Origin of the sequence: Roseateles depolymerans (assembly GCF_003387155.1) — a bacterium.
In the GTDB taxonomy this organism is placed as follows: Bacteria; Pseudomonadota; Gammaproteobacteria; order Burkholderiales; family Burkholderiaceae_C; genus Roseateles; species Roseateles depolymerans.
Window position 1 is genome coordinate 618,495 of the sequence record NZ_QUMT01000001.1, and the last position, 17,465, is coordinate 635,959.

Below are 17,465 nucleotides of genomic sequence, written 5' to 3' on the forward strand. Positions count from 1 at the left end.
AGCTGGCTCAGGCGGGTCGATGGAGGCGCCTGGCGGCGCCCCCAGTCGAGGAGCGTCAAACAGCCAGGCTCTCCAGCGCGGCCTTGATGGCCGGCGAGGCGGGCGAGGTGGGCGAGGAGGGCGCCTCGGCGCTGCTGCCCGCACTGGTCGAGCGGCCCTGTGCCAGTTGGCCAAACAGGTCGCGCGGATCGTCCATGGCGGGGATCAGCGACAGCGGCTGGCCGATGCCCAGCGCCAGCGACTGTTCGTTCAGCCAGCGCAGGGTCGAGAAGTCTTCCAGCGCGAAGCCGACCGAGTCGAACACGGTGACCTCTTCCTGCGAGGTCCGGCCCGGCACTTCGCCGCTGAGCACGCGGTGCAGCTCGGTGACCTGGAAGTCGGCCGGCATCTGCTGCAGATCGCCTTCGATGCGGGTCTGCGGTTCGAATTCGACCACCACACGCGCCTGGGCCAGCACGTCGGCATGCAGCTCGGTCTTGCCGGGGCAGTCACCACCCACGCCGTTGATGTGCATGCCCGGTTCCAGCATGTCGGGCGTGAGGATGGTGGCGTTGCGCTTGTCGGCGGTGACGGTGGTGACGATGTCGGCGCCGCGGACCGCTTCGGCGGTGCTCTGGCAACGGACCAGGCGCAGGCCGGGGATGGCACGCAGATTGCGTTCCAGCTTGTCGGTGGCGGCGGGATCGATGTCGTAGAGACGGATTTCCTGGATGCCCAGCAGGTGGTGGAAGGCCATGGCCTGGAACTCGCTTTGGGCGCCGTTGCCGATCAGTGCCATCACGCGGGCATCTTTGCGTGCCATGTGCTGGGCGGCCAGGGCCGAGGTGGCGGCGGTCCGCAGGGCGGTGCTGAGGGTGAGTTCGGAGAGCAGGTCCGGCGTGCCGGTGGCCACGTCGGCGAGCACGCCGAAAGCCATCACGGTGGGCAGACCCACCTGGTGGTTTTTGGGGTGGCCGTTGACGTATTTGAAGCTGTAGAGCTGGCCATCCGAGATGGGCATCAGCTCGATCACTCCGTCGGTGGAGTGATGCGCCACGCGGGCGCTCTTGTCGAAGGCGGCCCAGCGGCTGTAGTCCTGGGCGATGGCCTGCGCCAGCTGGCCAAGCGTGGTGGCCAGGCTGTGGTGGTGGACGATGCGGGCAACGTCTCGGGGTGTGAGCAATCGGGTCATGGGCAAACACGGGAAGTGGCGATGGGTTGAATCTTGAAGACCCGGGATGCCAACCGGAAGGCAGAATCCTGCGCAAGAATGCGAAGAGATTGCGCAATTCGTCAGAGAGAATTGGCGTTTTGAAGGGAACTAGGGGTTATCCCGGGCGTCTGCCGCGCGGACGCCCCAACTTGGGACTACAGCCACATGGACACGCTGGATCACCAACTCATTGCCTTGCTGAGGCAGAACGCGCGGGAGAGCATTGCCGCGCTGGCGCACAAGCTCAAGGTGTCGCGGGGCACCGTGACCAACCGTCTGGACAAGCTGGAGTCCAGCGGCCAGATCGTGGGCTACACGGTGCGGCTGCGGGCGGATGTGGCGCCCAAGCAGATCACGGCGTGGATGAGCATTGCCGTGGAGGGCAACCGCACGCGGGAGGTGGTGGGCATCCTGCTGGGGGAGCCGGGGGTGGTGGGTCTGTTCGACACCAACGGCCGCTGGGACCTGCTGGCGGAGCTGCGGGCTGACACGCTCAATGAGCTGGCGGACATCCTGGAGCGGGTGCGGCTCATCAAGGGCATTGGCGCGACCGAGACCAGCATCCATTTGCAGACCTACAAGCTGCCGTGAGCGGGGAGCGTCCGCTCAGGGCTGGGGCGCGGAGGCAGCCTCGTCGTCGGGGACAAACTGCCCATCCCGCAGCACCAGACGCTGTCGCACGATGCGCGGTTCCGGCCGAGGGCAGGGGCCTTCGTTGAAGCGCAGCACCACTTCCACCCGGGGGCCGGTGCCGGGGCTCAGCACGCTCAGTCCGGTCGCCTGGGGCGCCGCGCCGGAGCCGCAGGCCAGGGGGCCGGCCTTGTCCTTGAAGCCTTCATTCAAGGCCACGCGCAGCTCGCGAGGTCCCGCGTCACGGGTCGGGGACACGCCCGGATCCACCACCAGTCGCTCGCTGCGGGTTTCCAGTCCGGCGGACACATCCAGGCGGCGGCTGCGCAGCGCCCACTGATCGTCGGTGAGCTGCACCATCTGCAGGTCCTCGGCGCCAGCGCCGGGTGCGCCCTCCATCAGCAGTCGGCCGCGGGCCCGCAGTTGCCAGCGCCCCCGCTCATCGGCGGCGAAGAGCGCGGCGCCCAGCGCCGGCACGCAGGCCTGGCACTGGAACTGTTCACGCGGGCCGGGGGTGAGCTGGTAGACCACCATCAGCTGGTCGGTGCTCTGTTCCTTGTAGCGTTGACGCCAGACTTCGGTCACGGTGGCGCGCACGGTCACGCGGGAGCCTCCGCCGAAGAAGTCATTCACACGTCGGTCCTGCCAGACGGGGCCGCCGTAGACCATCTTGCGTGCGGTGGCCATGTCGGGGGGCGGATCCACGGGCACCGGGATCTGGGCGCGGGCCGACAGCGGCGTCCACAGCAGCACCCATAGCAGTGCCCACAGTAGCGCGAGCAGCGTCAGCTGGGCCTGCGTGGTGGGGGGCCATGGCCTGTGCTGCGAGTCCTGGGTTCTCGCCGGAATGGGCGAGTGGTGCAGCGGGGCGGGCATGGATCGGGCGTTGGGCGGTGGGCTCACGGGAGGGCAGTATCGGGTATGACAATGGGCAGGGCATCGGGTAGGACATCGGGCATGACATCGGGTATGACATTGGGCATGACCTGTGATGCCTGCGGGGGGACGGCATCGCGGGTACAGTGGCAGCCACCTTCAAGACCCGTGGGGCCGTCATGCGGCCCTGGAGACGACCGCATGACGGCCCCAGTGATCCGCAGCCTGCTCGAGACCGACCTCTACAAGTTCACCATGTGGCAGGCCATGCTGCATCGGCATTCGGAGGCACAGGCCGAATACCGGTTTGCATGCCGCAACACGCCGCAGTACCCGCTGGCGGATCTGGTGGGGGATTTGTCCCGGGAGCTGGACCATCTGTGCTCGCTGAGCTTTGCGGCGGACGAACTGGCGTATCTGCGCACGCTGCGTTTCATGAAGTCGGACTTCATCGACTTCCTGCGCATCTTCCGCTTCCAGCGCGACTTCGTTTCCATTCAGCCGGACGGTGACCGGTTGGAGATCGTGGTGCGGGGCCCGCAGGTCCATGTGATGGGCTTCGAGATTTTCCTGCTGGCGATGGTCAACGAGCTGTACTTCCGCCGTTTCGACCCGGTGCCGGCGCTGGCCGAGGGCCGCCGCCGCCTGCACGACAAGATTGAACTGCTGCGCGCCTTCGAGCGTGACGAGCCTCCGCGCCGCCACCCGTTCCAATTCTTCGACTTTGGCCTGCGCCGCCGCTTCTCGGGCGACTGGCACCGCGAAGTGCTCACGACGCTCAAGACTGAGCTGCCCACGCTGTTCCGCGGCACCTCCAACGTGCTGCTGGCCAAGGAACTGGGACTGGTGCCCATCGGCACGATGGCCCACGAATACCTGCAGAGTTACCAGGCCACCGGCGTGCGCCTGCGGGACCACCAGAAGGCCGCGCTGGAGGACTGGGTGCAGGAATACCGGGGGGACCTGGGCATTGCGCTGACCGACGTCATCGGCATGGATGCTTTCCTGGCCGACTTCGACCTGTACTTCGCCAAGCTCTTCGACGGCCTTCGACACGACTCGGGCGATCCGGTCGTCTGGGGCGAAAAGGCCCTGGCCCACTACGAGAAGCTGCGCATCGACGCGCACACCAAGCGCCTGGTGTTCTCCGATGCCCTGGACATGCCCAAGGCGCTCTCGCTCTACCGCCACTTCGCTGACCGCGTCCAGCTGGGCTTTGGCATTGGCACCAAGCTGAGCAACGACATGGGCCTGCAGACCTTGAACATCGTGGTCAAGCTGACCCATGTCAACGGCCAGCCGGTGGCCAAGCTCTCGGACAGCCCGGGCAAGACCATGTGCGAGGACCAGACCTTCCTGGCCTACCTGCGACAGGTGTTCAACGTCACGCCCGTCTAAGCCGACGCCGCGCGGCCCCCTGCACAAACGGACGCGCCCGGCGGCCATCGGCTCACCGGACTGTCCCTCAGCGTTTCCTTCAGACGACTCGCAAGAGCACCCTGGGGTTAGTCAGGGTGCCACTGCCGTCATCCGATGCTGCGCGGGCCCGGCCAGCAGGGGCGTGTGGCGGGTATGAACCCAGTCGTCATGCCCGGCTCCGTAGTAGGGCGACAGCGGATGCCCGCTCTGACCGCCGGGCATCGACAACCAGCCGTTCTCCTCCCGGCCTGGCGACACGACCAGGCGCTGCGACTGTCCGAAGGCGGGACCGGCCACGTGTGGCATGTTGGTATCGCCGCTTTGCGGGGCAGACGGCATGTCCAGCCAACGCGACAGCGGCGGAATGGCCTTGGCCAGCACATGCTGGATGCGGCTCGAGTTCTGGCGCCCCCAGGTGGCTTGCGCCATCGGCCCGTCCGCGGACATCTCCTTGGCGGCGGCATCCAGCTGTGCCAGCAGCAGCGCGTCCCAGCTCGCATAGTCGACGGGCAGCAGATGGGCGGGCTGCTGCTCCAGGGCCTGGACGGCTGAATATTCGAACTGATTGCGCCACCGAATGCGTTGCTTCTCGTCGTCCTGCCGCTCGCCCAGGAAGGGCCTCGTCCACGACAGCCACAGTACGTTGAGCGTATTGAGGCGTGCCGTTCGCACCAGCCGGTAGGCCACCTGATCCGCATCTGCCCGCCCATTCCACTGGGCCAGCAGCTGTGCCAGGGCCGCGCGGTCCGGATGGTTCTTCAGCAGCGTCTGGAACCGGTTCGACCAGGTCCGCATGAAGCGGGCCTCATCGTCCAGATGGATCTCACCGATGCTGTTTTCGTCGTGCCGGGGCCGCTCCGACAGCCGATCCCGAATCTGCTGGGCGCGGGCCCCGAGATCAAAGCCGCCGTCCCCGAGCCGCTCGGCAAGTTCACCACCGAGTTGACGGCTGTTGGCGGTCCAGAGCTGACCCTGTGCGGGCGACAGGACCTGCGGATATTCCTCGGGCTTGAGCCAGGTGTGACGCATCTGCGCGACCTCTGCCAGCCGGCCTTGCGTGGCCTCGATGCCCCGCTGCGACCAAAGTCGCCCGGCGATGGTCCAGCCGATCTGACCTTCCCGATCGGCCGCCATCAGATTTTGATGGGGCATGCCGGCACGCTGCGCCACGGACAGCGCATCGCTGACATGGCGAGCCTTCAGCATGTCGTCCAGCACCAGGGAATAGGCCTCGCCTTCATGGGCGACCCAATGCAGCGCGAAGCGGCGCTTGTCCTCGGTGACCACCACGGGCGCGCCCTCGAGCTCTTCCACCACAAATGACTGCGCGGCCCCTTTATGGACCTGAAGCACTTCGTCATGCCGAGTGAGCTTTGCGTCGGCGGGCACCTCCACCCAATCAAACCACTGTCCATAGGCATTGGTGAAGCCCCAGGCCACATGCCCGTTGCTCCCGACGATCAAAGCGGGGAGACCGGGCAGTGTCACGCCAGCGGCACGAACCGCACCATCCCCTTTCCCGAACTGAAACTGTGCCCGAAACCAGATGCTGGGCACCCCGAGTCCGAGATGCATGTCATCGGCCAGGATGGCCCCCCCATGAACCGTGCGACTACCTGCCACGGCCCAGTTATTACTCCCCACCACTTGCGGCTCATCAAGCGCAGCCACCTCAGAAGTGCGCGCATCACACCCACAGCAGTCCTGGCTATTTGGAAAGGGGTGACCCGGGGCCTGTTTGCGGAAGTTAAGAAGGGAATGGCCGGCGAAGCCGGACAGGAATGACATGGAGCAAACAGGCCCCGGGTCACCCCTTTCCGCGCTGGCCACCAAAGGGGGCGCATCCCCCCGCACCACCTGTCCCCCGGTCGCCAGATCAGTGGCAGGAGACTTCTTCCTCCCCACCCTCAGATCCAGATCAGACGCACTTGGCAAGACGGGCGCCGCCACTTGGCTTCCATCCAGCGGAGCATCCCACCGCCCCCCGCGCGGATAGAGCCATTGGTACATCACATCTCCGGCTTTCTCCCGCACCAGCACCCGCTCCAACCCCGCTTCGAAGCTATTGGACTGCAGCATGAAGTACATCTCGGAGATGACCAGCAGCGAATCCACGGGCGTCCAGTCTTGCGGCGTGGCTCGGAGCAACAGGTATTGCCACCCCCGCACGGGCAGGGCGTGGAGCCCGGCGTTGACCCCGTCGGTGTAGGCTTGAAGGAGGGCTTGCTCGTGCGGAGGCAGGGACTGAAAGCGCTCCGTCAACCGCGCCCGCAGCCGATGGACCCGCCGCTGACGATCCCGCTCCAGCGCCTTCTCTCCGAACAGCGCGGACAGTTCCCCAGCGGCGGACCGCCGCGTGAGGTCCATCTCGAAGAAGCGTTCCTGCGCATGCACCCATCCCAGCCCGCGGGCCAGGTCCAGCCGATTGTCCCCGGCCAGGGTCACTGTCCCCCGCTCATCCCGAGAGATCTCCAGCGACTGCCGTACCCCTGGCAGCTCAAGCGTGCCATCCAACTGCGGCAAGCTGCCCCGGATCAGCAGCCACACCGCCACCCCGGCCAGCAACACCAGCGCCAGCACCCCGGCCAAACTACGCAGCGCCCAACGTCCCCACGGGCGCTTAGACGGTTCATTCATGGACTTGTTTTCCTGAATCGAATGGATGCCGCATTGTTGCTCGACCTCAGCGTCCGGCTGCCTCACAGCGCCTTCACACCGCTCCCATAGAATCGCCCGCCATGTCCTGTGCCCCTGTCTCTCCCGGTCCGCGCCCGTGGCTCCAGCGCGCGGTGGCTGCGCTCTGCGTGCTGGTCCTCTCCGCCTGCGCCGTCCTGCCGACGACGACGACGCCGCCCCCCACCGTCCCCCCGGTCGTGCAGACCCCGGTCGAAACCGAACTGCCCGCCCCCATCACGCCCAAACCCGCGCCCAAGCCCCCCCGCGTCGGGCTGGCGCTTGGCGGCGGTGCCGCCCGCGGGTTCGCGCATGTGGGGGTCATCCAGGTGCTGGAAGAGCAGGGCATCAAGGTCGACCTCGTGGCCGGCACCTCGGCCGGCAGCCTCGTCGGCGCGCTTTACGCCTCCGGCCGCAATGGCCGCGAGCTGGCCACCCTGGCCGAGACCATGGACGAAGGTGCCATCACCGACTGGACCTTCCCCATGCGCGGCCTGATCCGGGGTGAAGCGCTCGCCCGATTCATCCGCGACAAGACCGGCAACCGCTCCATCGAGCAACTGCCCGTCCCGCTGGGCATCGTCGCCACCGACCTGGGCGACGGCACGCCCATCATGTTCCGCCAGGGCGATGTGGGCACGGCCGTGCGCGCGTCCAGCGCCGTGCCGGCGGTCTTCCAGCCGGTCAAGATCGGCACCCGTGAGTATGTCGACGGCGGCCTCGTCGCCCCGGTGCCCGTGCGCTACGCCCGGCAGATGGGCGCGGACGTTGTGATTGCGGTGGACATCAGCGAGCCGCCCGACCCCAAGGTGCCAGGGGATGCGATGCGCATGCTGCTGCAGACCTTCTCCATCATGGGCCGGTCGATCAGCCAGTATGAGCTCAAGGAGGCGGACGTGGTGCTGCGTCCGCGTCTGGATGGTTTCAGTGGCTCGGACTTCACCGTTCGGCGCCGTGCCATCCAGGTGGGCCGCGAGGCCGCCACCGCGATGTTGCCGCAGATCCGCCGGACGATTGCGGCCAAGACGCGCTGAAGCGGCGAAGGCCGCTGGCTCAATGACGGCGGCGTAAAGCCGCTCAGAGCCGCTCGCCCCGCTCCGACGCCTCGATCAGCCGCTGCAGCCGCGCGGCCTGCGTCTCGGCCTTCTTCGCGCTCAGCACATGCCAGATGCTGCTGCGCTGATAACTCGGCGCCTGCGCCCGGAAGAAGGCCCATGCCGCCGGATGATGGCGGAACGTCACCTCCTGCGTGGGCGTCAGTTCGATCTCTTCCTGCTCATGCGCATAGACCTTGGTGCGCGCATCGGTGCGCCGCTCGAAGGCCGCCAGGCCGGCCGGTTTCACCCGGCCCTCCGCCATCAGCGCTTCTATCTTCGCCACATTCACCGCGCTCCAGATCGAGCCGGCCTTGCGGGGCGTGAAGCGGATCTTGTAGGACTTGTCGTCGATCCGGGTCCGCACGCCATCAATCCAGCCATGGCACAAGGCTTCGTCCACCGATTCCGGCCAGTCCATGCTGGGCAGGCCGGTGCCGCGCTTGTAGAAACCCACCACCACATCGGTGGCGGTCGACGCATGCAGGTCCAGCCATTGACGGAAGTCCTCTGCAGTCGGAAAAAATACGGGGGTGCGGGTCGCCATGGGCCGCAAGTATGCGCTGCTTCGGAACCGTCGGGCCTGGATCACCGATTGCCCCGCTGAAGTGGCGCATGCGTGACTCAGGCATGCCGCTTGCCTGCAATGTCGTACACGTACGAACACCAACGACCGGACGCCGACACCCGCACAACTGAGGGTTCAAGAGGATTCAAACCTCACGGTAAACCGGTTTAACGTACAGCGACACCAACGTTGTCATCCTGTTGGCAGGACATTGGTACGAGTCAAGGGAGAAGATTCTGGACACGAAACAACACGAAGAGCGCACGACCACGCGTCTGCGCCGCGGCCCGGCCGAGATGGCGGCCCTCAAGCGCGAAATGATGGAGCGTGCGCGCAAGATCTATCGCGAAGAAGGCGTGGAGGCCTTAAGCATGCGCCGTCTGGCGCATGAGCTGGGCATTTCCACCATGGCCATCTACAGCTACTTCGCCAACAAGCAGGCCCTGCTGGACGGCTTGTGGATCGAGATTTTCGAGGCCCTCACGGCGGAGCTGCTCGATGCCTCCAGCGACCAGCGCGGTCCGCGCAAGGTGCTGGAAGCCCACGTCAGGCGGTCGATGGATTTCTGGGAGCGGCATCCGGAGCAGTTCCGGATGATCTATCTGTCCCAGAGCAGCGCCTCCCTGTCGGAGATTGGCGAGGCGCAGAAGCCGGTCTACAACCGGTTGCTGGGGCTGGTGCGTGAGCGGGTGGCTGCGTGCGCGCCGGACGGCGTGGAAGCGGATGAAACCCTTATTCGCCGCCAATGCGACTTGCTGACCACCAAGCTGATGGGCTACCTGGTGCTCACCATTGGATTGCAGCGCTATCCGCTGCACGATCGTGAGGCGTTGCGCGAGCAGATCGTGCAGGAGGTGGTGCGGGATGCGGTGGAGGGGCTGAGCGCAGGCGCCGCGTCATCCAGCCGGACCGAGGCCCAACTGAGCCCGACGAACTGACCCGGGCCCAAAAGAAAAGCCCAGCGGCGACGCTGGGCAGAGAAAAAAAAGCCCAGCGGCGACGCTGGGCTTGAAGGGCACTTGGGAAGCCTAGCTTCCTTGGGTACCGAGGAGACAAAGGGTACGGACCTCAGGCGGTGGCGCGCTTCGGAGCGCGGGCCGCGACCTGACCGGTCTTCAACGCCGTGTTGGTCACGGTGTTGACGTTGTTCTCGACGATCTCGCTGGCTTGCTTGACGGCTTTCTGAACGCTTTCATAAGCGTTGTTGGCGGCCGCCACAGCAGACTTCACCAATGCAACAGCATTTTCCGTGCCAGCCGGCGCGTTCTTGGTCACGTTCTCGACGGCGCTGCCGAATTTGTCTTGCGCATCGGCCACCTGGGCTTCGGCCAGCTTGCTGAATTCAGCGCTGGTGGAGGTGGCGATGTCGTACACATGGCGGCTGTAGGCCACGGCCTTTTCGGCGGTCGGCTGCAGCAGCGAGGCGTGCAGGGCCATCAGTTCTTGCGCGTCCTTCACGGACAGGGCGGCTTGAGTGGTTTCAGCCGCTTCGCTCAGGGCCGTCTTGGCGGTCTGGATGTTCAGTTCCGCCAGCTTTTCCCAGCTTTCAAAGACCTTGCCGGTGAGCCCGAACACAGCGTTGAGGTTGCTACGGTGGGCGGCCAGCAGTTGTTCAGCGGTCAGCATGCGAAATCTCCTAATGATGCGAGGGAATGCAGGGTTTGGGTGCACGATCAGCCACGTGAAATACGGCTGGCTGAAGGCCGGTTGCGAGCCCCATTCACTGCATGGTGCGCTGCAACATGGAATGAAGTATAGGGGCCTCAAAACAGATTGCAAGCTCTTTTTGTTGCACTGCACAAGACTGTTTGATGGCTTCTGGAATGGGCTCGTAAGGTCCACGGGCCGGGCCTTTGCGTACCCATGGGGAATGAAGATCCAGCGTCCCCAGTCGAATAGCCGGTCCACCCTTGCTGCGCAGCAGCATTCCCCTGCGGATGCGGCCGGATGCGCTCGGCGCTATGGTGCTGCTCATGCTCGCTTTTCACTATGACCATCTCACCCTGGCGCTGCCGCAAGGGCACCGGTTTCCGCAAAGCAAATACCAGATGCTGCGGGAGCGGCTGGAACGGGATCCGGGTGAGCTGCGGCTCCAGGTGGCCACGCCCGCCACGCGGGAGGAACTGCTGCTGGTCCATACCCCCGACTATGTGGATGCGGTGCTGCATGGCACCTTGAGTGCAGCCGCCCAGCGCGAGATCGGATTTCCCTGGGGGGAGAGCCTGCCGAGGCGCTCCCTCTTTTCGGTGGGGGCCACGGTCCACGCCGCACGTGCCGCACTGAAAGAGGGCGTGGCTGCCAGCCTCGCGGGCGGGACGCACCATGCCTATGCGGACAAGGGCAGCGGCTTTTGTGTGTTCAACGATGTGGCCGTGGCCGCGCGGCTCCTGCAGGGTGAGCACCACCGTGCGCATCCCGCCCAACCTGGACTGCAGGTGCTGGTCATTGATCTGGATGTGCATCAGGGCAATGGCACGGCCAGCATCTTCTCGGACGATCCCAGTGTGTTCACGCTGTCGCTGCACGGGGAGAAGAACTTCCCCTTCCGCAAGGAGGCCAGCGATCTGGATGTCGGCTTGCCCGACCATTGCGGGGACACGGTTTACCTGGAAGCGCTGGAAGATGCGCTGCAGCAGGTCTGGATGAGAACGGCGGCCCATCCGCCGGGCCTGGCCTTCTACCTGGCGGGGGCCGACCCTCATGAGGGGGACCGGCTGGGGCGGCTCAAGCTGAGCGCGCAGGGGCTGCATCAGCGCGATGACATGGTGCTGGAGGCACTGTACCGGCGCGGGATTCCGGTGGCGCTGAGCATGGCCGGGGGGTACGGAGAGGATCTATCGGTGACGGTGGATGTTCAGCAGCAGACGCTGCGGACGGCGGCGCAGTACTGGAAACGGTGGGGCCAAGCAAGGGCGCAGGCCTAAGCGCAGGCCTAGGCGCAAGCACGGCCGCCACCACAGCAGTCGCCACAGCGGCAACCCCTGTCGACGGGCCCTTCGGATCGCGCCGAGGGGACGTTAAAAGGAGCTACCTCCAGATGGGGTCAACCGAATGGGCATTGGCGGGCACTCAAGCGCAGTCACTGCTGGAGATGCCCGTTGATACCTGCTCTGCCCCCCGATCCGTGCCCAATGCACCTCGCCCAGGCGGCCCTGCTGCAGCCGCCCGCCCTCATTCAAGCCGCGCCCGGTCAGATGGGTGCTGCGGCCGCCATCACCCCGCTCGCCAACGTCGATGCGTTGTCAGACGGATCTCGAGTCAGGCTGCCCGCGCATCCAATGGTCCAGGTATCGACCCTCCGTCTGGCGCCAGGCGAGCGAGTCGTTGCCCCGGAGCGGCTGCTTTTGCGGCAGGCGCTGGTGCAGCAGGGGCAACTGATGATCGAGCCCCGCGGCGGGGGGCGTCCACAACGGTTGGAGGCCGGCCAGTGGGCGCTGGATGACGGACGCCAGACATGGTCTGCGGCGGATGGGGTCGGGGCCCAGGTGTTGGTGGTGCAGCACCTGAGACGGCCGGACCGGAGCGCGCTCGCCCCCGGCGCCCAGGCGAGCGTTGCACCGGGTGGCCCCCCGGTCAGAGATTCTCGCGCCAGTGCTCCTGGAGGGCCTCCCGTTCTCGCCGCGTCCGCGCAGACACCCCCCAGGCCCGCCGAAGGTCTATTCACCAGCGACTATGTCGGTGAGCCCATCACCATGCCCGACGGTCCCTTGCGGCTGCTGGTCAATCGCTATGTGATTCGCGAGGGGGCCAACCTGCCGTGGCACCTTCATCCCGAACAGCGTTACGCCTATGTCGAAAGCGGGTCGATCAGGGTGGAAGACGAGCGCGGCAACAGCCAGGTCTACGCGCCGGGCCAAACGCTGGTCGAGCAGCGGCAGGTCGTCCACCGCGGCATCAACCTGGGGCAGGGCGAGGTGTCGCTGCTGGTGTTTGACTATGTTCCCAGAGGTGTCCACACCAATACCGTCGTGCGGACTTCAGCGCCCTGAGCGAAGCAGGCTGGACGCCGCAGCCATGTAGCGCCCCATCGCAGCCGCTGCGGAGGTTCCCTAGGCGACAGCGCGCCAGGGCCTGGCAGTGGAAGAATCAGCGCCCATGAGCACCGACCGCCCCAGCCCTGAGCCCCGCAGCGCCTACGCCTGCTTCGTGCCGGTCCCCACCCGATGGATGGACAACGACCTCTACGGCCATCTCAACAACGTCGTCTACTACAGCCTGTTCGATACGGCGGTGAACCGCTACCTGATCGACCAGGGCGCGCTGGACATCCACCACGGAGCGGTCATCGGTCTCGTGGTGGAAACCCACTGCAACTTCTTTGCGTCGCTGGCCTTCCCGCAGCAGGTGGAAGCCGGCTTGCGCGTGGCGCGGCGGGGCCGGTCCAGCGTCCGGTATGACATCGCCCTGTTCGCCGAGGGCGAGGCGATGAGCGCGGCGGCCGGTCACTTCGTGCATGTGTATGTGGACCGCGGCACCCGCCGCCCGGTGGCGGAATTGCCACCCGCCTATCAACTGGCCCTCCGGCCCCTGGAGCGTTCATGAGTCTGCCGTCGCCTTCTTCCCCTTCCCCATTCACCCCTCCCACGCCCGAGCAGACCGCGGCCGTGGAAGCCGCCATCCAGACTCGCCATTCCATGCGGGCCTTCCTGCCCACCCCCGTCCCCCGCGAGACGCTGGAGCGCATCCTGCAGGTGGCCGCCCGCGCGCCGTCCGGCACCAACACCCAGCCCTGGCAGGTGCATGTGCTGACCGGCGCGTCGCGTGAACGCCTGGTGCAGCGCCTGCAGGCGGCCTACAACAACCCCGAGGAACTGGCGCAGCACGCCGAGGAATACGCCTACTACCCCAGCGAGTGGGTCTCCCCCTACATCGACCGCCGCCGCAAGGTGGGCTGGGACCTGTACGGCCTGCTGGGCATCACCAAGGGCGACAAGGCGCGGATGCATGCCCAGCATGGCCGCAACTACCGCTTCTTCGACGCCCCGGTCGGCCTGATGTTCACCATCGACCGCGTCATGCAGCAGGGCAGCTGGCTGGACTACGGCATGTTCCTGCAGAACGTCATGGTGGCGGCGCGGGCGCATGGCCTGCATACCTGCCCCCAGGCCGCGTTCACCCAGTTCCACCGACTGATTGCCGAGGAACTCAACCTCGGGCCGGAACAGATGCTGGTCTGCGGCATGGCCCTGGGGTATGCCGACCCGCAGGCGGTGGAGAACACGCTGGTCACCGAGCGGGAGCCGGTCAGCGGGTTTGTGCGCTTCCTCGATTGAGCGGCCCTGGCCCCGCGCCACGGCACAGGGCTTTGGTTGAGAATGGACCGAACGCCCTGCGACCCGTGGAGATCCGAGATGAGCAAACCCAAGGTGCTGGTGGCCGTCAACACGTTCAGCGACATCGTTGACCGGCTGCGTCCCCATTTCGATGTCGAGACCAACGAGACGGACCAGCCGCTGCCCTATGACGAGCTGATCCGCCGCCTCCAGGGCAAGGCCGGTGTCTATGTGAGCGGCAGCAACCGCATCGACGACGCGCTCCTGCAGGCCTGCCCCGACCTTCGGGCGGTCTGCACCATGGCCGTGGGCTACAACAACATCGACGTGCCCGCCTGCACCGCCCGTGGCGTGCTGGTGAGCAATGCGCCGGACGTGCTGACGGAGACCACCGCCGACTTCGGCTTCGCGCTGATGATGGCCACGGCCCGCCGCATCACCGAAAGCGAGCATTTCCTGCGCAGCGGCGCCTGGAAGCACTGGTCGGTGACGATGTTCGCCGGCGCGGATGTGCATGGCGCCACCCTGGGCGTGCTGGGCATGGGCCGCATCGGTGCGGCGATTGCACGCCGGGGGCACCTGGGCTTCGGCATGCCGGTGCTCTATCACAACCGCAGCCCGCTGCCGGCGGATCAGGAAGCGCCGCTGGGGGCGACCTGGGTGGAGAAAGACGAGCTGATGCGCCGGGCTGACCACCTGGTCATCGTCGTGCCCTACAGCCCGTCGTCCCACCATCTGGTGGCGGAACGAGACCTGGCGCTGATGAAACCGACGGCCACGCTGACCAACATCGCCCGTGGCGGCGTGGTGGACGATGCCGCCCTGGCCCGGGCCCTGAAGGCCGGCACGCTGGCGGCCGCGGGCCTGGACGTGTTCGAGGGCGAGCCGTCGGTGCATCCCGAACTGCTGACCTGCAGCAACGTGGTGCTGACGCCCCACATCGCCAGCGCCACCGTGGCCACGCGACGGGCGATGAGCAATCTGGCGGTGGACAACCTGATTGCCGCGCTGACCGGCGGCACGCCACCCACCGCACTCAACCCGGAAGTGCTCAAGCGCTGAGCTTGCGGAGGCTGAGACAATCCGCACATGACGTTTGTTGATGCCTTGATGCTGGGCCTGGTGGCCCTGTCCCTGATCACCCTGACCCTGCTGGTGCTGCTGCTGCGCCGCACCGCCGCCCCCGCGCAGGAGGCCGAGCCGGTGGCGCCGCTGATCCAGCAGTCCAGCGAGCGCCTGGACCGTTCCCTGCGCGACGAGCTCAACCGCGTGAACAGCGCGCTGCGCCAGGACACGCTGGCCACCCTGTCGCAGTTCCAGCAGTCGCTGCTGGCCCAGGGCGGCGACGTGGCCCGCACGCAGAATGAGCAGATCGACAGCTTCCGCGTCCAGCTTGGTCATCTGCAGCAGTCGCTGGCGCAGCAGGCGGCCACCGCCCGTGAAGCCCAGGACGCCGCCGCCGCCCGCCTGGGCAGCCTGCTGACCGAACAGCTGCAGGCCCTGGCGCAGCGCAACGAAGCCGGCCTGGCCGAAACCCGCCGCACGGTGGAGGCCCGGCTGCAGAGCATCCAGCAGGACAACGAAAAGAAGCTGGAGCAGATGCGGGCGACGGTGGATGAAAAACTGCACGCCACCCTGGAACAACGCCTGGGCGAGAGCTTCAAGCAGGTGGCCGAGCGCCTGGAGCAGGTCTACCGCGGCCTGGGCGAGATGCAGACCCTGGCGCGGGACGTGGGCTCGCTCAACCGCGTGCTGACCAATGTCAAGACGCGCGGCATCTTCGGCGAAGTGCAACTGGCGGGCCTGCTGGAGCAGGTCTTCACCCCGGAGCAGTACGCTTCCAACGTCGAGACGGTGCCGGGCACCGGGGCGCGGGTGGAGTTTGCACTCAAGCTGCCGGGCCAGCGGGACGACGGCCAGCCGCTGTGGCTGCCGATCGACGCCAAGTTTCCGCGTGAAGACTACGAGCGCCTGCTCGACGCCCAGGAGCGGGCCGATGCGCCGGCCGCCGACCAGGCCGGACGCGCCATCGAGACCCGGTTGCGCCTGGAAGCCAAGACCATCCGCGAAAAATACCTGGGCCCGCCGCACACCACCGACTTCGCCTTGCTGTTCCTGCCCACCGAAGGCCTGTATGCCGAGGCCCTTCGTCGCCCCGGCCTGACCGAATCCCTGCAGCGGGAATACAAGGTGATGCTGGTCGGCCCCACCACGCTGCTGGCGACGCTCTCCAGCCTGCAGATGGGCTTCCGCACCCTGGCCCTGGAAAAACGCTCGGCCGAAGTCTGGGAAGTGCTGTCCGCGGTGAAGACGGAATTCGGCAAGTTCGGCGAAGTGCTGGCCAAGACCAAGAAGAAGCTGGAAGAAGCCAGCAACACGATTGACGCCGCCGAGGTCCGCACCCGCGCCATGACGCGCCGCCTCAAGACGGTGGAAGCCTTGCCGGACGATCAGATGTCCCGCGTGCTGCAACTGGGCCAGGTGGACGAGGACCCGGCGGGATGACCGATCCCACCGCGCCGGATGGTCCCACCGCCTCGGGCGTCAGCCGGGCCTTTCCCGCGGTGATCGCCACGCTGATGGCGGTACATGCCTGCATGGCGGTGACGCGGGTCACCGCCAGCCTCTGGGTGCTGGATGGCGGCTACGGTGAATGGATCGTCGGCGTGCTGCAGAGCCTCTTCGCGGTGGCACCGGTGGGCCTGTCCCTGTGGGCCGGCCGGCTGGCGGACCGCCACGGATTCCACCGGCCGGTGGGCGTGGGCGTGCTCATGGGCTTCATTGGCGCCTTGCTGGCCTTGCTGGGCCAACGCTTGCATGCCCTCCCGCTGATCGCGCTGAGCTGCCTGCTGTGTGGCGGCGCGGTGGCGGTGGCAGCCGTGGCCATCCAGCGCGAGGCTGGCCTGATGGCGGCGGACCCGTCCCAGCTCAAACGCGTGTTCAGCTGGGTGGCGCTGGGGCCGGCGGTGTCGAATGCGGTCGCGCCCGTGGTGGCCGGCCTGCTGATGGACCACGCCGGATACGGCTGGTCGTTCGCGCTGGCGGTGCTGCTGCCGCTGCTGGCCTGGCATCTGGCCCTGCGGGTACCGCGCCACACGCCGGCCCCGGCGCGCACGGCCTCGGGCAAGCCGCGGCCGGCCTGGGACCTGTTGCGCGACCCCGCCTTGCGGCATCTGCTGATCATCAATGTGGCCATGTCGGCCTGCTGGGACGCCCACAGTTTTGTGGTGCCGGTCATCGGCCATGCCAAGGGCCTGTCCGCGTCGGGCATCGGCCTGGTGCTGGGCAGCTTCGCCGCCGCCGCCACGCTGGTGCGGCTGGCCATCGTCCGCTGGGCCCATCATCTCGACGAGATGAAGGCGCTGCGCTCGGCCATCACCATGGCCATGGGCATCCTGGTGATCTATGCCTGGCTGCCCGGGACCGCCGGCCTGATGGTGGGTTCGGCCATTCTCGGGACGGCGCTGGGCTCGGTGCAGCCCATGGTGCTGGCCAAGCTGCATCAGGTGACGCCCCCGGACCGGCACGGGCAGGCCCTGGGTCTGCGGGGGCTGGCGAGCAACGGTGCCACCGTGGCCATGCCCATGGGCTTTGGCATGCTCGCCACTGCGAGCGTGCCGTTTGCGCCGCTGTGGCTGATGGCGTCCATTCTCATCGGCGCGCAGTGGAGTGCGCGCAAGGTGATGCGGTTGCCGCTGCGTTGATTCGCTTTGCGCCATTGCTCATGCCATTCATTCATT

Annotated in this window: 17 protein-coding genes; 11 read left to right on the plus strand and 6 right to left on the minus strand. The window is 66.9% G+C overall.

The genetic code is table 11. The features are described 5' to 3' along the window. Positions 1 to 55: 55 nt before the first annotated feature. On the minus strand, positions 56 to 1,171 hold the full coding sequence (ocd, locus tag DES44_RS02665) for an ornithine cyclodeaminase (RefSeq protein WP_083525802.1): 1,116 nt from the start codon (positions 1,169 to 1,171) through the stop codon (positions 56 to 58). Between the two features lie 186 nt (positions 1,172 to 1,357). Here ocd and DES44_RS02670 point away from each other — a divergent pair, with 186 nt between their 5' ends. Then, positions 1,358 to 1,783 (plus strand): Lrp/AsnC family transcriptional regulator, encoded by a 426-nt coding sequence (locus DES44_RS02670; protein ID WP_058936335.1) that lies wholly within the window; start codon positions 1,358 to 1,360, stop codon positions 1,781 to 1,783. Between the two features lie 15 nt (positions 1,784 to 1,798). Here DES44_RS02670 and DES44_RS02675 read toward each other — a convergent pair whose 3' ends face one another. Then, positions 1,799 to 2,698 (minus strand): hypothetical protein, encoded by a 900-nt coding sequence (locus DES44_RS02675; RefSeq protein WP_147306922.1) that lies wholly within the window; start codon positions 2,696 to 2,698, stop codon positions 1,799 to 1,801. Positions 2,699 to 2,899: 201 nt separating this feature from the next. Between DES44_RS02675 and pncB the strand changes: the two genes are divergently transcribed. Further along, positions 2,900 to 4,096 (plus strand): nicotinate phosphoribosyltransferase, encoded by a 1,197-nt coding sequence (pncB, locus tag DES44_RS02680; RefSeq protein ID WP_058936333.1) that lies wholly within the window; start codon positions 2,900 to 2,902, stop codon positions 4,094 to 4,096. Between the two features lie 111 nt (positions 4,097 to 4,207). Here the strand turns inward: pncB and DES44_RS02685 are convergent, their stop codons facing one another. Continuing rightward, on the minus strand, positions 4,208 to 6,754 hold the full coding sequence (locus tag DES44_RS02685; protein ID WP_058936332.1) for a penicillin acylase family protein: 2,547 nt from the start codon (positions 6,752 to 6,754) through the stop codon (positions 4,208 to 4,210). Positions 6,755 to 6,855: 101 nt separating this feature from the next. On the opposite strand from DES44_RS02685, the gene DES44_RS02690 reads away from it, so the two are divergent. Further along, complete coding sequence (locus DES44_RS02690; RefSeq protein WP_058936331.1) at positions 6,856 to 7,824, plus strand: patatin-like phospholipase family protein; 969 nt, start codon at positions 6,856 to 6,858, stop codon at positions 7,822 to 7,824. Positions 7,825 to 7,867: 43 nt separating this feature from the next. Here DES44_RS02690 and DES44_RS02695 read toward each other — a convergent pair whose 3' ends face one another. Further along, positions 7,868 to 8,431: a YdeI/OmpD-associated family protein gene (locus DES44_RS02695; protein ID WP_058936330.1), complete on the minus strand. Its 564-nt coding sequence runs from the start codon at positions 8,429 to 8,431 to the stop codon at positions 7,868 to 7,870. Between the two features lie 338 nt (positions 8,432 to 8,769). On the opposite strand from DES44_RS02695, the gene DES44_RS02700 reads away from it, so the two are divergent. Continuing rightward, positions 8,770 to 9,390: a TetR/AcrR family transcriptional regulator gene (locus DES44_RS02700; protein WP_058936329.1), complete on the plus strand. Its 621-nt coding sequence runs from the start codon at positions 8,770 to 8,772 to the stop codon at positions 9,388 to 9,390. A gap of 130 nt (positions 9,391 to 9,520) precedes the next feature. On the opposite strand, the gene DES44_RS02705 is transcribed toward DES44_RS02700, so the two are convergent. Further along, positions 9,521 to 10,078 (minus strand): phasin family protein, encoded by a 558-nt coding sequence (locus DES44_RS02705; RefSeq protein WP_058936328.1) that lies wholly within the window; start codon positions 10,076 to 10,078, stop codon positions 9,521 to 9,523. A 94-nt stretch (positions 10,079 to 10,172) separates the two neighbouring features. Next, entirely contained in the window at positions 10,173 to 10,427 is a 255-nt protein-coding gene (locus tag DES44_RS24440; protein WP_147306924.1) for a hypothetical protein, read from the minus strand. On the opposite strand from DES44_RS24440, the gene DES44_RS02710 reads away from it, so the two are divergent. The 7 genes from DES44_RS02710 (at position 10,426) to DES44_RS02740 (ending at position 17,429) form a co-directional block, all read left to right on the plus strand. Next, complete coding sequence (locus DES44_RS02710) at positions 10,426 to 11,376, plus strand: histone deacetylase family protein (RefSeq protein ID WP_058937562.1); 951 nt, start codon at positions 10,426 to 10,428, stop codon at positions 11,374 to 11,376. The two genes, DES44_RS24440 and DES44_RS02710, sit on opposite strands and share 2 nt — an antisense overlap. A gap of 207 nt (positions 11,377 to 11,583) precedes the next feature. After that, complete coding sequence (locus DES44_RS02715; RefSeq protein WP_058936327.1) at positions 11,584 to 12,441, plus strand: cupin domain-containing protein; 858 nt, start codon at positions 11,584 to 11,586, stop codon at positions 12,439 to 12,441. Between the two features lie 106 nt (positions 12,442 to 12,547). Next, positions 12,548 to 12,994, plus strand: a complete 447-nt coding sequence (locus tag DES44_RS02720; RefSeq protein WP_058936326.1) for an acyl-CoA thioesterase — start codon at positions 12,548 to 12,550, stop codon at positions 12,992 to 12,994. Continuing rightward, positions 12,991 to 13,725: a nitroreductase gene (locus DES44_RS02725; protein WP_058936325.1), complete on the plus strand. Its 735-nt coding sequence runs from the start codon at positions 12,991 to 12,993 to the stop codon at positions 13,723 to 13,725. Before DES44_RS02720 ends, DES44_RS02725 begins: the two co-directional genes overlap by 4 nt. A 78-nt stretch (positions 13,726 to 13,803) precedes the next feature. Beyond that, entirely contained in the window at positions 13,804 to 14,787 is a 984-nt protein-coding gene (locus DES44_RS02730) for a 2-hydroxyacid dehydrogenase (RefSeq protein ID WP_058936324.1), read from the plus strand. A gap of 27 nt (positions 14,788 to 14,814) precedes the next feature. After that, the gene (locus DES44_RS02735; protein ID WP_058936323.1) at positions 14,815 to 16,230 is read left to right on the plus strand and encodes a DNA recombination protein RmuC; all 1,416 of its coding nucleotides are present in this window, start codon (positions 14,815 to 14,817) and stop codon (positions 16,228 to 16,230) included. Then, positions 16,227 to 17,429 carry an MFS transporter gene (locus DES44_RS02740; RefSeq protein ID WP_058936322.1) on the plus strand — a complete coding sequence of 401 codons (1,203 nt, stop codon included), beginning with the start codon at positions 16,227 to 16,229 and terminating at the stop codon, positions 17,427 to 17,429. Before DES44_RS02735 ends, DES44_RS02740 begins: the two co-directional genes overlap by 4 nt. Positions 17,430 to 17,465 lie beyond the last annotated feature (36 nt).